Raw genomic sequence first — 16,138 nt, 5'->3', positions numbered from 1 at the left:
GGTAACACGGGTTCGAGTCCCGTAGGAGTCATACAAACAGAAGTGAAATATCGCTTCTGTTTTTTTATTACTATATTCTAGCATGGAGAGTTGTCCGAGTTGGCCGAAGGAGCACGCCTGGAAAGTGTGTAGGCGTCACAAGCGTCTCGAGGGTTCGAATCCCTCACTCTCCGTTATTTGCTTATACCTCGTTAAATCTCGTGAAACAAAACGTTGATTTAACGGGGTTTTGTTATATCTTGTTATCTTTCGTTAAACCTCGTAAATTAGACCCAACGTTCCTCTATATTGTTGAATTGATAAAAACGTCCCCGCAAAATTAAATTGCGTTCCCGTTTATATTTTCCAATACATTCACTGCTTTTTCTTTCTGCTCAACTTCATCTAATAAATGCGAATATACATCCATAGTAGTTTTAATATTTTTGTGACCTAATCTCTTTGAAATGTAATAGATAGATACGTCGTTGTGTAGTAAGTAAGAGCAATATGTATATCTTAAACTATGCAAAGTCTATTTATTCATCTTATTTGCTATGCAGAATTTTTTTAGTGTATTATTATACTGCATTATAAGTGATAAAAGATACAGCTGTGATAGTAGTTTTAGTGGATAAACATACAGGCATTTGAACTAGTATTTTTATAAAATTTTCATATCAGTAGGGGAACATGTACAGTTTTATATGATTTTTTCGGTTAATGTTCTAGACAAGTGTATTGTATTTTTTTATTCTAAATCATTTCTACTTAAATTTTTGAACTTATCCAAAACTTCTTCTAGCAATGACACAAAAATATATAAACACATATGATTAAATAGGGATTTCGGTTACATATTGTTTTAATTTAGTAAAATTATCAAAACTCATAAATTTGTTCTTCAGGGTGGGTTGATATTGCCACTTTAGTAGCAATTTTATATGTTATATCTTTGTGCATTAATCTTTTTTGAATTGCATCGTCTATAGCTTGATTTAAACAATTATGAATTTTTTATACTGTCTTAGTTGAAAAATTAGAAACAAACCATTTAGTAAACGTCCGATAAATTAGGTATGTAACTAATGTTAGCGTCTTTTCGTTACTTCATTTTACTAGTCACTTTTCTTAAGATCATTTTTTATATCAAATGAAATAAACTTACAAAAAACGTTGAGATAAAAGTTCATTTAAGATTATTTCTATACAGAAGATATGAGAAAGAGACGAAAACGGAGAATAAAAAAAGAGCGTCACGACAAAAGAATGATGATAATAGCTTTGACCGGGCTTATTATTCAAAACATTTCAACTATCGTAACGCTACTAAAATAGGAAAGGGCGAAAGCCCTTTACCTCATTATATTATGGAGGTGTTAATTATGACAAGTAAAACTATTAGAAACATAACATTAATCTTAATGATAACAACGATCGTATTAGCATTAATTAACATAGTGATTTTAATTTTAAAATAATAAAAACTGTCTCATCTTAAATAAATGAACGCATATGATGAATTGTACAAAGCTATTGATGTATTAATAAAATCACTGATATATCAAGTTACCAAATAAACAAAGATACTGGTGTTAGTTACGGAAATATAAATGCTATGCGTCGAGGAGAAAGAAGTATTGAAAAACTCACTTTGAAAAATGCAAAAAAACTCTATGATTATCAAATTCAAATGAAATAATAGTTTTAGTAATAAGATATAACTTGCATTAAAATAATCGTTCAAATTACATTTATGTAACCATGTCAAAAAAGCAAAGGTTTAAATTTCTTTATTTAGTAAAGCAAATTAGTTATAATCATATTAATGATAAACAACATATTTTTTAAATATGATTAGTAGCAAGGGTGATATCATGGAATACAAGTCATTAAAAACATTATTTCATATGTATGGTAGTCAAAATTTAGAAACAGAATATCAAATGCGTCGGAAAAGTTTTTCTTCTTATTTAATAGATATAGATATACACCCAATACGTGATGGTAAGCAAGATACAGATCATAGTTACCCACTGTTTTTTGTTATAACAAAAGAATTAGTTAAAAATTTAGAAAAAATATTAATTAATTCTGAAAAAATTAAAAGATTATCTGCCGAATTACCGGTTGTAGCTAATGAATCTTATATCAACCATTTACTTATAAATGAATTACAAAGTACTAATGAAACAGAGAATATTAGAAGTACAAAGGCTGAAATTGCTGAATCTATAAACAAAACTAAAGGTTATAATAAAAGATTTGATGGGTTAGTTAATCAATACTCGATGATTAAAAACTACAATATAACAATTAATTCTATTTCTGATATACGTAAAATATTTGATTCTATGGTTTATAGTGAAATAAAAGAAAGTGATTTACCTGATGGAGAGTTATTCAGAAAAAAAGGGATAGGAGTTTTCGATGAATCAAAGAATAAGTGGATTCATCGAAATGAGTATAATGAAACGAAGCTTATCGAAAATCTAACTTCAATGTTTGAATTTCTTAAATATGATGAAGCACCTGAGGTCTTTAAAATAATGGCTAGTCATTTTATATTTGAATATCTACATCCTTTTTATGATGGTAATGGACGAGTAGGTAGATACATTTTGGCTAAATTATTATCTAATAATTTGGATCCGTTTACTGCTCTTACATTTTCTTATACTGTTAACAATAATAAAAATAAATATTATAAAGCCTTCGAAAATACATCTAATTATTTTAATAAAGGTGAATTAACTATATTTATTAAAGAAATGTTAGATCTGTTGTTGCAAGGGCAATCTAATATTATAGAAACTTTTATAAATAACAAAAATATTCTAGATAAACTAGGTATCTCTTTATCAAAGTTATATAGAGATAAATATGAATTTGATACCCTTTTTATTCTTTTACAAGATAAGATTTTTGGAAGTAAATATTCACGAATTAGTTTAAAGAAAATAAAAGAAATCACTGGTTTTTCTAGAAATAAGATTAATGAGGTTGTAACCAAAAATGAATCAAAACTAAATAAAATAAAAAGTAATCCTGTAATTTATGAAATTAAGGACGATTTTATTGAAGAATTACTTTCTCAAAATGACGTCAATATGACGTAAATAAATTTTAATACAACAGGTGATTTTTATATAAAAAAGGAACGTTCTGAGACGTTCCCGACACACTATAATAGCTATGTTTACGGAGTTTATATACTCTCTCACTCTCCGTAAAACAGTAAAAATTAGTAAACATTAGTTTCACTGATTTATGTTAGAACGTTGTTATATCAACGTTCTTTTTTATTTTGGCAGAAATCTGTAATAGTCTGTTTAAAACATTTTGTATATGTTTCATATCTTTTCTAGCAATTGAAATGATTTTATTAGCTGATTTTGTCATAGTATTTCTTAAATGAATATTACTATTGATATAATCTAAATCATTATATTGTAATTTTGCACCTCTCGAAAAGGTCCACCTGCAACTATAAGTATAAAAATAGTTAAATTATGATAATTCATTTTTACAAGTTAAGAATAATTTTAATTTCCTGTATTCAGTTAAAGACATGAATTTATCTTCTTCTTTCTTTGTAGTTTTCTTTTCATAAATAGGGGCGTTCCAAGTTGGATCACGTTCAATTATTTCCTCATTTAACGCATCTTTAAAAGCTTGTGAAAATCTTTAAGTTGCATTGCCTCATACGCTGCTTTTTTGGTTTTATAACCTCTTTTACGATAGCTCTTATTTTACATCTAAAATCATAAGACCATGTTACATTAATCTTTTTTCACATTCATTCTCGTTGCTCTTCTCTTGATGTTAAAAAATAGGACGAGAAAGTTACTCGTCCGTAAACTTAATTATCCAAATGCTCAATAGCATATTTTGCTTCTGATTCTGTAAATTTTTCACCGTAGTTAGACACCAAAAGATCGTAAATTGAGTCATTAGACATATGCATATCTTTGGCATATGATTTTGCTTTCTCAAGTGCATTCTTTTCATAATCAGCCTCTAGATGATCTATAGCATATTGTGCATCTTCTTTATCAAATTTTTCTCCATATTCAGATGTTAAAATATCATAAATTCCTAGTTTAGACATGTGGAAATCATCAGAATATGACTTTGCCTTTTCAAGTGCAGAGTTCTCCAATCGTGTTGCAGATTCATTTTCTTTTGCAGGTTCTTTAGTATTTTCTTTGGTGGAGTCATAATTAGTTTTTGTTTCTTCTACTGCAGCTTTATGATTTAGCTCGTCTTTATCATTTACAGTATTCTCTGTAGTTTCTTTAGTTTCGTTATTTGAAATTGATGTTGCTGGTACAATCATTTGTAGATTACCATAATAGGTAATGCTTGCTAATACGATAACTGAAATTGCAACAGTAATGATTGTTCTTGCAATAGATGGCCACTTGTTAAATTTCCACATGAGAAATAAACCTAGTGGAAAAATGAATAAAAGTGATAAAACTATAAACCACTCTTGTTTGTACCATGATGTTGTTTCTTGTTGCATAAAACGTCCTCCTGTGGATCTATTTGATGAAAAGTAGCAGGTTTAATTTTTAATATATTGAAAAAAGCAAATTTGTATATTTAAGGTTATAGAATCACATTGTTAGAAATAAATGTGTAGTAGGTAAGTTAAAGTAATTACTCAAGTCTTGAAGTGTTTTGCAATCGTGAGCGTTGATTGCTTTTTCAATTTGATTTAAAGAGATAAGTGCGTTAGTTTTATTACTTTTTACATAGTAAGTTTTGATGTCTTCTTTCACATAAAAACTTGATGATAATCTACTGTTAACATATAATTCACTATCAAAAAATGACGTATTCTAATTTATCAGGCATTTCAATATATTTAATATCTATACCATCAATCAACTCCTTATATTGATGCATAATTCTCATTCCTTATTTAGTTTTAGAAATTGTATATATTTTATATATAACATCAACGCCTATATGAAACCTTAAATTATGCATAATTTTATTTATAAAAAAAAGAGACTTAATCATACTAAAGTGTAAATTAGTAATATAAGCGTCTCTCTTTATTTATCGCTATTTTTCTTTTGTTTTTATTAATCCATAAAAGCTATAATTTCTCTCATTTCATCTTCAGTAACATCAGGTGTAATATAAGAGATAATTTGATTGTTTTTCATTATGAAGTTTTATTCTGTTAATTTAATAACATTAAACATTATCAGTTACAGTTTAAATTCTCTTTATTCCTATTGGAATGTTAGAATGAGTGAATTTTATAGCTTCATCTATTTCCCTTCAATCTATACTTTTAATATTCGTTGAGATATCTCGGAAAAATTATCTAACAATTTCGGTACTCATATAAGACCCCATATTGTTATATAAAGTAATTTAAAAATATCACAAACTAATCGGTGTTACAATATTATTTAAATGGGATATATTAAATGATTAATTCATGAGATAATTTATTTTTGAAAAGAGAACGATTCTTATAAAAAATGTATATATAGTCAATAATGGAATCATTGATTAAAATAATAGAGTACTTTATAAATTGAAATGTGATGATGAAAGTTACGTAGGTTACTAACTTAAAAGCAATGACTATATTAAAGACTGATAGATGACGCATGTAGTCCACATTTTCAATAGGTGATTGACTTTTAAACATATTACTTTAAGTTGAAAATAACATATTAAGCTCAACTACTGATATTTAATAAGCAAGTAGGTATAATTATACGTGTATATAATTTGGAGGAATGCATTGTGAATTTTTGGTTACAGGAACAAGCTCAATCAAATGGAAATCGATTGGCGATTGTTACAAATCAGTTATCTTTAACGTACGAAGAATTATATCATCGTGCAAAAACAATCGCGCAATATTTAACTTCTTTAAATCAGAAAAGGATTGGTTTATATATAAGCAATGATATTGATTCAGTTGTTTTGATTCATGCTTGTTGGTTAGCTCATATTGAAATCGCTATGATAAATACACGTTTAACGCGACATGAGATGATAAATCAAATGAATTCGGTCGACATAACAACGATTGTACACACGTTACCTTTAGAATTAGAAGGATTTAATTTATATCATTTTAATGATTTAACACAATTGGATAAATATGATGTTTCAAGTTACAAATTTAATTTAGAATCGATTGCATCAATTATGTTTACGTCTGGAACGACGGGACCTCAAAAAGCTGTGCCTCAAACGTTTAATAATCATTTAGCCAGTGCTATAGGCTGTAAACATAGTTTAGGATTCGAACAAGATACTGAGTGGCTTTCGGTCTTACCTATATATCATATTTCTGGGCTCAGTGTTATTTTACGCGCAGTGATAGAAGGATTCACTGTCAGACTTGTTAAAAAGTTTCAAACTGATGATATGTTAACACAAATCAAGACTTATCCAATCACCCACATGTCTCTTGTTCCACAAACGTTAAAGTGGTTAATGGATGCAGGATTGACTCAACCATTTTCTTTAGAAAAAATTCTGCTAGGTGGTGCTAAATTATCACCACAATTAATAGAGCAAGCATTGACTTATCGTTTACCTGTATATAATTCTTTTGGTATGACAGAAACTTGCTCTCAGTTTCTAACAGCCTCACCTCAAATGTTAAATGAACGTTTCGATACTGTTGGAAAACCAAGTGAAAATGTTGAAGTGAAAATAAAAAATCCCAACGCATATGGCCATGGAGAGTTATTAATTAAAGGTGAAAATGTGATGAATGGTTATTTATATCCCAAAGATTTAAAAGACACATTTGATAATGATGGGTATTTTCAAACTGGAGATATAGCTGAAATAGATGATGAGGGTTATGTCATGATATATGATCGGCGCAAAGATTTGATTATAAGTGGCGGAGAGAATATTTACCCTTACCAAATTGAAACAATAGCAAAAGACTTTGAAGGCATTGAAGATGCCGTATGTGTGGGAATATCAGATGATACTTGGGGGCAAGTGCCAATACTATATTATGTGACAAATCAAGATATTAATCGTAATGAATTAATAGAACATTTTGAAAATCATGTAGCTAGATATAAAATTCCTAAAAAATATTATCAGGTAGAATCTTTATCTTATACATCGACAGGTAAATTACAACGTAAAAAGGTCAAAAGTGAAGACTTGAATGAGGGAAAGAATAATGAAAGTTAAGGCAATCAATCTATATACTTATAAGGAACCTTTTAAATCACCAATTTCAACACCGAAAGTGAAGTTAACGCATCGAGAAAGTTTGTTTACGGAAATAGTAACTTATAGTGGAGAAATTTATTATGGAGAGTGTAATGCATTTTTAACTAATTGGTATGATAAAGAAACAATACTCACAGTCGCAAATAGATTAAGAAAGTGGATACCACAAGTACTTCATCAAGATATGATATCTTTTGATTCATGGTTACCTTACCTCAATCAAATGAATGATGCGCCAGCTGCTCGATCAATGGTTGTCATGGCTGTTTATCAAATGTATAACGATCTGCATGATTTTGAAGTACAATATGGTGCTACAGTTAGCGGCTTAACTAATAGTCAAATTGAAACATTATTAGAAACAAGACCGAAACGTATTAAACTTAAATGGTCAACATCACTTATCAAAGATCTTGAAACTATACGTTTATTAAATCTTGAGTGTGATATTGCAATAGATGCAAATGAATCATTAACAAAGCCATCATTTTTACAATTAGCCAATGAAAAAACATCAGATATTATATATATTGAAGAACCTTTTAAAATTCTAGAAGATTTAAATGATATTGATATGTCTATTTTTCCTAAAATTGCCATCGATGAAAAGGCACTTTCTATAGAAAAAATACAATCAATAATTCAACAATATCCCATACAAGTCGTCGTGTTAAAACCATTTAGACTTGGAGGAATAGATAGAATGTTAGACGCCATGAAAATTTTGAAAGAAAAAAATATAAGGTTTGTAGTTGGGGGCATGTATGAGTTTGGTCTAAGTAGATATTTTACAGCAATGTTAGCTAAAGAAGGAAATTATCCGGGTGATATAACGCCACACGGTTATTATTTTGCTAATGATATCGTAGAAACAAGTGGCATATTAAAAGAGGGAATGATTTATTTCACTCCCCCTAAAGTCAAGCGTTCTTTACTTAACAAAGTTTAATGATGATGTGTGGTTTTAGAATTTTTATCCTTTTTTAATGGAACAGGATCAAAGCCACCTTTATGCAATGGATGACATTTAAGTATGCGCCGTACACCGAGATAAAGTCCCTTTAGAGCACCATGGTATTCGATGGCTTCTCTAGTGTATTGTGAACATGTTGGATAAAATCGACATGTTGGGGGTGTAAGTGGCGAAATAAAACGTTGATAAAATACAACTAGAGATAACAATATTTTTTTCAACATTGATAAAGGCCTCCAACTAAATATTTGATAAATATATTTTAACATAGGATGAGAGGAAGTGAGGAACGTGGAGTTTGAGGATAAAGATGGAAGGGTTGTAACATTGAACTATAAAAATGAAAATGATATGCCAAATGGTAATCACGTTCTTGCAATTCCTGTATACAATAGTCAGTTATTATTTACACACCATCAACAACGTGGGATAGAGTTTCCTGGTGGTAAAGTTGAAATAAGCGAACAAAGTAAAGAAGCAGTAATTAGAGAGTTATACGAAGAGACGGGTGCAATCGCAAAATTTATCTACTATTTTGCACAGTATCGTATAAAAACGGAGCATGATGAGCCGTTTATTAAGGATGTTTACTTCGTTGAAGTAAGTCATTTGGAATATGTAGATACCTATTACGAGACTTTAGGCCCTTGTCTTTATCATCATATTAATGATATTCCTTTAAATAAAAGAAGTTTTTTAATCAATGATAAGGCGATTCTTCATTGTTTGGAAAGGGTGAGAGCACTTGGATTTTATTAAGGAAAAGCGCATGCCAATCGAATATGAAACTCATTTTTTTAATGAAGTAACATATATTGTAGATTATTTAAAAGTTAAGGCTCTGATGATGATTCCGAAAAGCAAAAAAGATATCAAACGTATTGTTATATACTTAAGAGGTGGTAAAGGGCAAGTTGGAAGAGTGAGAGCCGCAAGACTTATGCAATTTGCAAATGAACATACCTTAGTTATAGGCCCATACTATAGAGGAAATAATGGAAGTGAAGGAAGAGATGAATTTTACCGTGGTGATTTAAATGATGTAACGCATTTGATTCGACTTTTAAATCAAAACTATCCTTCTGCATTTATACATATGGTAGGATTTTCACGTGGAGGTCTACAGGGATTACTTACTTTTAATGATTTGCCTGTAGATAGTTATATGATTTGGGGTGGCGTATCTGATATACATTTAATGTATGAAGAACGAGTTGATTTGAGAGGAATGTTACGACGAATGGTTGGACATCCAAAAAAAGATACGAAAGCTTATAAGAGCAGAGATGCAATGCAATTTATAAAAAAAGATAGTCCTCCTATTCTCATTATTCATGGTGGCAAAGATATTCAAGTTGGAATACACCAAGCTTATGATTTAGAAAAAAAATTAAAATCCAAAGGAACCTATTATCAAACCTATTATCAATTGGATGAAGGTCATGTACCACGACCTGCTGCGATGAGAGACGTAATTCAATATATACATCAATGGATGAACGACGTCGAAAATAAAAATTTAAATATATTGTGACAATGGATTATACATGTTGATGATAACAATGTATATATTAGAAATAATTAGATATTAAATAATGAGATTGTTTGAAACTTTAGAAATGTATTATCATATATAGATATCCTCAAATAAATGTATTAATAATCCACTCGGCATTTAAATAAAAATTTAAGTGCCTGAGGTATTGAAAGCTTTCTCAGGCACAATGCTTTTAAATTTAACATATAAATGTGCATATTAATTATTGATTAAATGCACCTTTGTTGGCAATATGTTCGACTTCCTTGCCGAATTTTTTAAAGTTATTATTAAAGCGTTGAATCAAATCGTAAGCCTGTGCTTTGTAGTTATCTTTATTGTTCCAAGCATTGATAGGATTCAGAATAGTTGTAGGTACATTGTCAATCTGAACTGGAATATTTAAGCCAAATGTATCATCTTTAATATATTTAGTATTTTTTAATTTACCTGATATAGCTTGATCTACCATTTCACGAGTATAGTGTAGACTAATTCTTCGCCCTATACCATATTTGCCACCTGTCCATCCAGTATTTACTAGATATACATCAACATCATGAATATCGATTAAATTTCCAAGTAAATCAGCATACTTTGTTGGACTTAAAGGTAAGAATGGTGCACCAAAGCAAGTTGAAAACGATGGTTGAGGTTCAGTAACACCACGTTCTGTTCCAGCTAGTTTAGACGTAAACCCACTTAAGAAATGATACATTGCTTGATCTTTAGTTAGCTTTGAAATAGGAGGGATAACTCCAAATGCATCAGCGGTTAAGAATATAATCGTATTCGGATGTGCTGCCTTTGAAGGTGTAACAATATTCTCTATATAGTCAATAGGGTAGGCGGCACGAGTGTTTTCAGTATAGGTGTTATCATCAAAATCTACTGTACCGTCATCATTTGTAACTGTATTTTCTAAGATTGTTCCATATTTAATAGCATTATAAATTTGAGGCTCTTTCTGTTTAGATAAATGAATTGCTTTTGCATAACATCCACCCTCAATATTAAAAACGCCATTTTTATTCCAACCGTGTTCATCGTCACCAATTAACTTACGTTTTGGATCGGCAGAAAGCGTCGTCTTACCAGTTCCTGATAATCCAAAGAATAATGCTACATCTCCTTTTTCTCCAACATTAGCTGAACAATGCATACTCATGATATCCTGCATTGGAAGCAAATAATTCATTACAGAGAAAATACCTTTTTTCATTTCACCAGCGTATTCTGTACCACCAATTAAAATCACTTTATGTTTAAAAGATATAATGACAAATGTTTCACTATTTGTCCCATCTAATTCAGGATTAGCTTTAAAGTTAGGTGCTGAAACAATCGTAAAGTTGGGTTTTATATTTTGAGCTTCATCTATAGATTCTGGACGAATAAACATGTTACGAGCAAATAAGTTATGCCAAGCTAATTCATTTATCACCTTAAGTTTAAGACGTGACTCTTTATCGCTCCCTGCATATCCACTAAATATGTAAAGTTCATCTTTCTGATTTAAATAGTCGAGTACTTTATTGTAAAGTTTTAGAAATGTTTCTTCATCCATGGGCTGATTGATATCTCCCCAATTTATATTATCCTTATACGATGGTTCAGTGACAATAAATTTATCTTTAGGTGAACGACCAGTGTACTTACCTGTTTTAACATTTATTGCCCCCAGTTCAGTTAATTCACCCTCATGGTTTTTTAAAATTTTTTTGTATAATTGTGTTGATGATAGTTGAAAATGTGATGTAGCTTTTTCTATTAGCTGATTTATCTTAAGTGTTTCTGTGTATGTATCTATAGACATACCCAATCCCTCCATACAATAATTTATGTAAGCCCTTACATTTAGATAGTATAACACACCGATTGAATTTATCCACTTTAAAATAGAAATAGTGACAATGTATAAAATTGACAACATACTTTGAATTAGATATTATTAAGTTTAACGGATTCTCTTATCCTGAGTGGTGGAGGGACATGGACCCAATGAAACCCAGCAACCTCTTTATTTAAAGAAAGGTGCCAAACCGTTTGCAGACAAATATGGTCTGAACGATAAGAGCGAATGGACGTTTAAGAGCCTTCTCTCTATCTATATAGTGAAGAAGGCTCTTTTATTTAGCTCTCATATTTAAAGAGAATTTTCGTAATTTATTTAAAGGAGAAAATGATGACATACAATAAACGATTATTTACCTCAGAATCAGTTACTGAAGGCCATCCTGATAAAATTGCTGACCAAGTTTCAGATGCCATTCTTGATGAAATATTAAAGGATGATCCCAATGCTCGTGTAGCATGTGAAACAACAGTAACAACAGGAATGGCACTTATTTCTGGAGAAATCTCAACAACTACTTATGTAGATATTCCTAAAGTGGTGAGGGAAACGATTAAAGATATTGGTTATACTAGAGCAAAATATGGTTATGATTCACAAACAATGGCAGTGTTAACTGCGATTGATGAACAGTCACCTGATATAGCACAGGGTGTAGACAAAGCGCTTGAATATCGAAATGAAATTTCTGAAGAAGAAATTGAAGCAACAGGTGCAGGTGACCAAGGATTAATGTTTGGATACGCAACTGATGAAACTGATACGTATATGCCTCTACCTATATTCCTGTCACATCAACTTGCTAAACGATTATCTGATGTACGAAAAGATGAAATTTTAGATTATCTTCGTCCAGATGGAAAAGTACAGGTGACTGTTGAATATGATGAAGATGACCAACCTAGACGTATTGATACTATTGTTGTTTCTACACAACATGCTGAAGATGTAGAGTTAGCACAAATTGAAAAAGACATTAAAACGCATGTTATATACCCAACTGTAGATAAAGCTTTATTAGATGAAGAAACTAAATTTTACATTAACCCGACTGGACGTTTCGTTATTGGAGGACCTCAAGGAGATGCTGGTTTAACTGGACGTAAAATTATAGTTGATACGTATGGTGGTTATGCCCGTCATGGTGGAGGTTGTTTTAGTGGTAAAGATCCTACTAAAGTAGATCGTTCGGCAGCTTATGCTGCAAGATATGTAGCTAAAAATATTGTTGCAGCTGGTTTAGCTAAACAATGTGAAGTACAACTTGCATATGCAATCGGTGTAGCAGAACCCGTTTCTATTTCAATTAATACGTTTGATACTGGAAAGGTTTCAGAAGCACGTTTAGTTGAAGCTGTAAGAAAGCATTTTGATTTAAGACCAGCAGGTATCATTAAAATGTTAGACTTAAAACAACCGATATATAAACAAACAGCAGCGTATGGTCATTTTGGACGTACAGACGTATTATTACCATGGGAAAAATTAGATAAAGTCAACCTTTTAAAAGATGCAGTTGAAATTCAATGACTTGTAAAATAGAAAATAAATAATTATAAAATATATGTCGAAAATAAGCCTTTTTTCTATTATAATTAGAGTTATTGAAACTGATAAAGGAGCGTTGTTTTAATGGATTTTTCTTCACCGACAGTAATCGGCTTAATTGTTGCAATACTTGTGGCTGTTTTATTCTTTGTACTCTTCTTAGTAGCGAACCATAGTAAGAAGAAAGTGAAGAATCAAACAGAAGCACATTATAAAGAAAAAGAGCAACATCTTAAAGAATCTCATGAAGAAGCTTTAGAAAAAGAGAGAGTAGAGAATAAAAAAGTTGTTACAAAACAACAAGAAGATTTTGACGTGACAGTTAGTAACAAAAATCGTGAAATTGATGCGTTGAAACTATTCTCAAAAAATCATAGCGAATATGTTACAGATATGAGATTAATTGGTATTCGTGAGAGACTAGTAAATGAAAAGAGAATACGCCCTGAAGATATGCATATTATGGCAAATATTTTCTTGCCTAGTAATGAGTTAACTAATATTGAACGTGTGAGTCATCTAGTACTTACACGAACTGGCTTATATATTATTGACTCTCAATTATTAAAAGGCCATGTTTATAATGGCATTAGTGGTGAGCAATTTAAAGAATTACCTACGATGTCACAAGTTTTTGACACGCTCGACTTAGATTCATCACAGCCACAGACATTGGTCTTGGATCAAAATGAAGATCAACATTCATTATCTTTTGTTAATTATTCGGATAAGATTAAACATATTGAAAAATTAGCAGGAGACTTACAAAATGAATTGAATACTAAATATACGCCAACATCAATACTGTATTTTAATCCTAAAAAGGATAATGATGTGACTATTTCTCATTATACACAATCATCAAATGTTAAAGTTTTAGTTGGTCCTGAACAATTAGAAGAATTCTTTAACAAGTTTGTTTTCCATGGACGCATACAGTACAATGTGGATGATTTACAAGATATCATGGATAAAATTGAGTCATTCAATTAAATTATTAAAGAAATTACTTTATTTTTCATATGAGTGCTTATTATAGTCTTCAAAACAATTACTACAAATTAATTGTTTTGAAGGCTTTTTTGATTTGATAGTATTACTTTTTTAAAAAGTAAAAAAAGGGTATGTATTACTAGTAAATTTTTTAATTACAATGATTAAAGGAGAGATCATATGGAGACGGTTCAATTTTATAACGGAAGAACAATGCCTAAAATAGGACTCGGAACTTATAGAGTAAAAGATAGCGATGAATGTAGAGAATCTGTAAAACATGCTATCGAACAAGGTTATAGAAGTATAGATACGGCAATGATTTATGGTAACGAAGAAACGGTAGGTCAAGGTATTAAGGAAGGATTAAAATCGACTGGTTTGAGCCGTGAAGATTTATTTATAACTTCTAAATTATGGCTAACTGATTTTGGACGTCAAAATGTGGAAGAAGCCTATCGCCAATCTGTTGAAAAATTAGGACTGGATTATTTAGATTTATATCTAATGCATTGGCCAGGTACAAATGAAGCGGTAATGATTGATAGTTGGAGAGGTATGGAAGACTTATATAAACAAAATCAGGTGAAAAATATTGGTGTGAGCAATTTTACCCCAGAACATTTTGAAGCTTTGCTTGCCCAAGTTTCTATTAAACCGGTCATTAACCAAGTAGAATTTCATCCTTATTTAACACAAAATAAATTGCGAAAGTATTTAGAAGCCCAAAATATTATCATGGAATCATGGTCTCCATTAATGAATTCACAAATTCTCCATGATGATGTCATAAATGAAGTAGCTAATGAAGTAGGGAAAACTCCAGCCCAAGTTGTAATAAGATGGAATATTCAGCACGATGTTGTTGTTATACCTAAATCCGTAACACCACATCGCATAGAAGAAAATTTAGACGTATGGAATTTTGAATTAAGCGACAACCAAATGGAAAGAATCGATCAATTAAATCAAGATAAAAGAATTGGACCTAACCCTCTTGAATTTGACGGTAAGTAAATCAATAGTAAAATGGCTAAGACAATAGCATTTGTCTTAGCCATTATTATATATTGGTACAACATCGTTGAGTTGAGAATATGTTTATTTTTTAACTACAATTATTCTCGTTGTCATAATAGCTTGAGGACCTTAATAAGGATTTAGTTTTGTTGAGCTTCTAAATTAATAAGATAATTAAAGATACAAATAGAAATCATAATCTATGAAATAAGTTACTATAACCGTAAGTAAAAGTTATTTTAATATTAGATATGGTATCCACAGAAGCAAGCAATGAAACCTAAAATAAATTGTAATAAGGAATAAACTACAAAACGTAATGGTTTAAATTGAGGGCTTAACATATTAACAAGTTCAGATGATAATGTTGAAAAAGTAGTTAAACCTCCGAGAACACCTGTAACAAAGAAAGGAAACATATCCTGGCTAGCGAGTGCATGCCCCATCATAAACCCGATAATTAAGCTACCTGTAATATTTACTATAGATGTTCCAATAGGAATTTTACTATTGAATAAGCTTTGGCATATATTTGTGATTAAGGCTCTAAATACAGCACCGATTCCTCCACCTAACATAACGAGCAAAATAGTAATCAAGAAAATCTACCTCCTATTTTGACACCGAGGTAACAGCTTAGTATTCCTAAAATATAACTCGTTACACCATATACAGTAAACAGTATAAAATGATGTTGATTAAATAGTGTTATAAGTTCAAATTGAAATGTTGAAAAAGTAGTTAACGCACCAAGTAAACCAGTGGTAAGCCCTTTTTTTATGTTTGGATGACTTTTAAAGAGTGAAACGCTTAAAGCGCCGATACTGCCCATTAAAAAAGCACCCAATAAATTTGCAACAAATGTTCCCAACGGAAAGGTTGACCCTTCATTAAGCATTGATAAACAGAATCTTATCAATGCACCTAAAGCACCGCCTACAAAAATATATAGATATTGCATCTATATTTCACCTCAAAATATAAAAGAGTT

At 30.6% G+C, this 16,138-nt stretch carries 14 protein-coding genes, 1 tRNA gene, 1 pseudogene and 1 riboswitch; of the genes and pseudogenes, 10 read left to right on the top strand and 6 right to left on the bottom strand.

The window, feature by feature from the left end; translation table 11 throughout:
• Positions 1 to 84: 84 nt before the first annotated feature.
• Positions 85 to 173: transfer RNA gene (locus HMPREF2663_RS01810), tRNA-Ser, on the top strand.
• Between the two features lie 146 nt (positions 174 to 319).
• Here HMPREF2663_RS01810 and HMPREF2663_RS12955 read toward each other — a convergent pair.
• On the bottom strand, positions 320 to 511 hold the full coding sequence (locus HMPREF2663_RS12955) for a tyrosine-type recombinase/integrase (RefSeq protein ID WP_083310231.1): 192 nt from the start codon (positions 509 to 511) through the stop codon (positions 320 to 322).
• Between the two features lie 973 nt (positions 512 to 1,484).
• Here HMPREF2663_RS12955 and HMPREF2663_RS13170 point away from each other — a divergent pair.
• Positions 1,485 to 1,681: pseudogene (locus HMPREF2663_RS13170) on the top strand (hypothetical protein).
• Positions 1,682 to 1,856: 175 nt separating this feature from the next.
• Positions 1,857 to 3,098, top strand: coding sequence for a Fic family protein (locus HMPREF2663_RS01805; protein WP_070845656.1), 1,242 nt, complete (start codon positions 1,857 to 1,859; stop codon positions 3,096 to 3,098).
• Positions 3,099 to 3,841: 743 nt separating this feature from the next.
• On the opposite strand, the gene HMPREF2663_RS01800 is transcribed toward HMPREF2663_RS01805, so the two are convergent.
• Positions 3,842 to 4,507, bottom strand: coding sequence for an Ltp family lipoprotein (locus tag HMPREF2663_RS01800; protein WP_070845654.1), 666 nt, complete (start codon positions 4,505 to 4,507; stop codon positions 3,842 to 3,844).
• Between the two features lie 1,247 nt (positions 4,508 to 5,754).
• On the opposite strand from HMPREF2663_RS01800, the gene menE reads away from it, so the two are divergent.
• Positions 5,755 to 7,179 (top strand): o-succinylbenzoate--CoA ligase, encoded by a 1,425-nt coding sequence (gene menE / locus HMPREF2663_RS01790; protein WP_046044309.1) that lies wholly within the window; start codon positions 5,755 to 5,757, stop codon positions 7,177 to 7,179.
• Entirely contained in the window at positions 7,169 to 8,170 is a 1,002-nt protein-coding gene (gene menC, locus HMPREF2663_RS01785) for an o-succinylbenzoate synthase (RefSeq protein ID WP_070592801.1), read from the top strand. Before menE ends, menC begins: the two co-directional genes overlap by 11 nt.
• On the opposite strand, the gene yidD is transcribed toward menC, so the two are convergent.
• A complete protein-coding gene (gene yidD / locus HMPREF2663_RS01780) occupies positions 8,167 to 8,415 on the bottom strand; it encodes a membrane protein insertion efficiency factor YidD (RefSeq protein ID WP_002457867.1) in 249 nt (82 codons plus the stop codon). The genes menC and yidD overlap by 4 nt on opposite strands.
• A 70-nt stretch (positions 8,416 to 8,485) precedes the next feature.
• Between yidD and ytkD the strand changes: the two genes are divergently transcribed.
• Positions 8,486 to 8,953, top strand: coding sequence for an RNA deprotection pyrophosphohydrolase (gene ytkD, locus HMPREF2663_RS01775; RefSeq protein ID WP_002446736.1), 468 nt, complete (start codon positions 8,486 to 8,488; stop codon positions 8,951 to 8,953).
• Entirely contained in the window at positions 8,940 to 9,728 is a 789-nt protein-coding gene (locus tag HMPREF2663_RS01770) for an alpha/beta hydrolase family protein (RefSeq protein ID WP_080052294.1), read from the top strand. Before ytkD ends, HMPREF2663_RS01770 begins: the two co-directional genes overlap by 14 nt.
• Before the next feature lie 226 nt (positions 9,729 to 9,954).
• On the opposite strand, the gene pckA is transcribed toward HMPREF2663_RS01770, so the two are convergent.
• Positions 9,955 to 11,547 carry a phosphoenolpyruvate carboxykinase (ATP) gene (gene pckA, locus HMPREF2663_RS01765; RefSeq protein WP_002490100.1) on the bottom strand — a complete coding sequence of 531 codons (1,593 nt, stop codon included), beginning with the start codon at positions 11,545 to 11,547 and terminating at the stop codon, positions 9,955 to 9,957.
• A gap of 151 nt (positions 11,548 to 11,698) precedes the next feature.
• Positions 11,699 to 11,808, top strand: a riboswitch (SAM riboswitch).
• Positions 11,809 to 11,916: 108 nt separating this feature from the next.
• On the opposite strand from pckA, the gene metK reads away from it, so the two are divergent.
• The 3 genes from metK to HMPREF2663_RS01750 all read left to right on the top strand — a co-directional run bounded on the left by metK (position 11,917) and on the right by HMPREF2663_RS01750 (position 15,144).
• Positions 11,917 to 13,116 carry a methionine adenosyltransferase gene (metK, locus tag HMPREF2663_RS01760; RefSeq protein WP_002457863.1) on the top strand — a complete coding sequence of 400 codons (1,200 nt, stop codon included), beginning with the start codon at positions 11,917 to 11,919 and terminating at the stop codon, positions 13,114 to 13,116.
• Positions 13,117 to 13,218: 102 nt separating this feature from the next.
• Positions 13,219 to 14,127 (top strand): NERD domain-containing protein, encoded by a 909-nt coding sequence (locus HMPREF2663_RS01755; RefSeq protein ID WP_070845652.1) that lies wholly within the window; start codon positions 13,219 to 13,221, stop codon positions 14,125 to 14,127.
• Positions 14,128 to 14,307: 180 nt separating this feature from the next.
• Positions 14,308 to 15,144 carry an aldo/keto reductase gene (locus tag HMPREF2663_RS01750; RefSeq protein ID WP_002446731.1) on the top strand — a complete coding sequence of 279 codons (837 nt, stop codon included), beginning with the start codon at positions 14,308 to 14,310 and terminating at the stop codon, positions 15,142 to 15,144.
• Between the two features lie 248 nt (positions 15,145 to 15,392).
• Here HMPREF2663_RS01750 and HMPREF2663_RS01745 read toward each other — a convergent pair whose 3' ends face one another.
• Together HMPREF2663_RS01745 and crcB are read right to left on the bottom strand one after the other, a co-directional pair.
• Positions 15,393 to 15,746: a fluoride efflux transporter FluC gene (locus HMPREF2663_RS01745; protein ID WP_002457861.1), complete on the bottom strand. Its 354-nt coding sequence runs from the start codon at positions 15,744 to 15,746 to the stop codon at positions 15,393 to 15,395.
• Positions 15,743 to 16,108 carry a fluoride efflux transporter CrcB gene (gene crcB, locus HMPREF2663_RS01740; RefSeq protein ID WP_002474960.1) on the bottom strand — a complete coding sequence of 122 codons (366 nt, stop codon included), beginning with the start codon at positions 16,106 to 16,108 and terminating at the stop codon, positions 15,743 to 15,745. The genes HMPREF2663_RS01745 and crcB overlap by 4 nt, the downstream gene beginning before the upstream one ends.
• Positions 16,109 to 16,138: the final 30 nt, after the last annotated feature.

The organism is Staphylococcus sp. HMSC077D08 (assembly GCF_001837945.1).
Classification (GTDB): domain Bacteria; phylum Bacillota; class Bacilli; order Staphylococcales; family Staphylococcaceae; genus Staphylococcus; species Staphylococcus epidermidis.
The sequence above is the reverse complement of the archived record's forward strand: the minus strand, read 5'-3'. Positions and strand labels throughout refer to the sequence as shown.

Coding starts and splice junctions, on each gene's coding strand:
- crcB (WP_002474960.1), bottom strand. CDS start 16,108: ATGCAATATCTATATATTTTTGTAGGCGGTGCTTTAGGTGCATTGATA.
- menC (WP_070592801.1), top strand. CDS start 7,169: ATGAAAGTTAAGGCAATCAATCTATATACTTATAAGGAACCTTTTAAA.
- HMPREF2663_RS01800 (WP_070845654.1), bottom strand. CDS start 4,507: ATGCAACAAGAAACAACATCATGGTACAAACAAGAGTGGTTTATAGTT.
- metK (WP_002457863.1), top strand. CDS start 11,917: ATGACATACAATAAACGATTATTTACCTCAGAATCAGTTACTGAAGGC.
- HMPREF2663_RS01750 (WP_002446731.1), top strand. CDS start 14,308: ATGGAGACGGTTCAATTTTATAACGGAAGAACAATGCCTAAAATAGGA.
- pckA (WP_002490100.1), bottom strand. CDS start 11,547: ATGTCTATAGATACATACACAGAAACACTTAAGATAAATCAGCTAATA.
- HMPREF2663_RS01805 (WP_070845656.1), top strand. CDS start 1,857: ATGGAATACAAGTCATTAAAAACATTATTTCATATGTATGGTAGTCAA.
- HMPREF2663_RS01755 (WP_070845652.1), top strand. CDS start 13,219: ATGGATTTTTCTTCACCGACAGTAATCGGCTTAATTGTTGCAATACTT.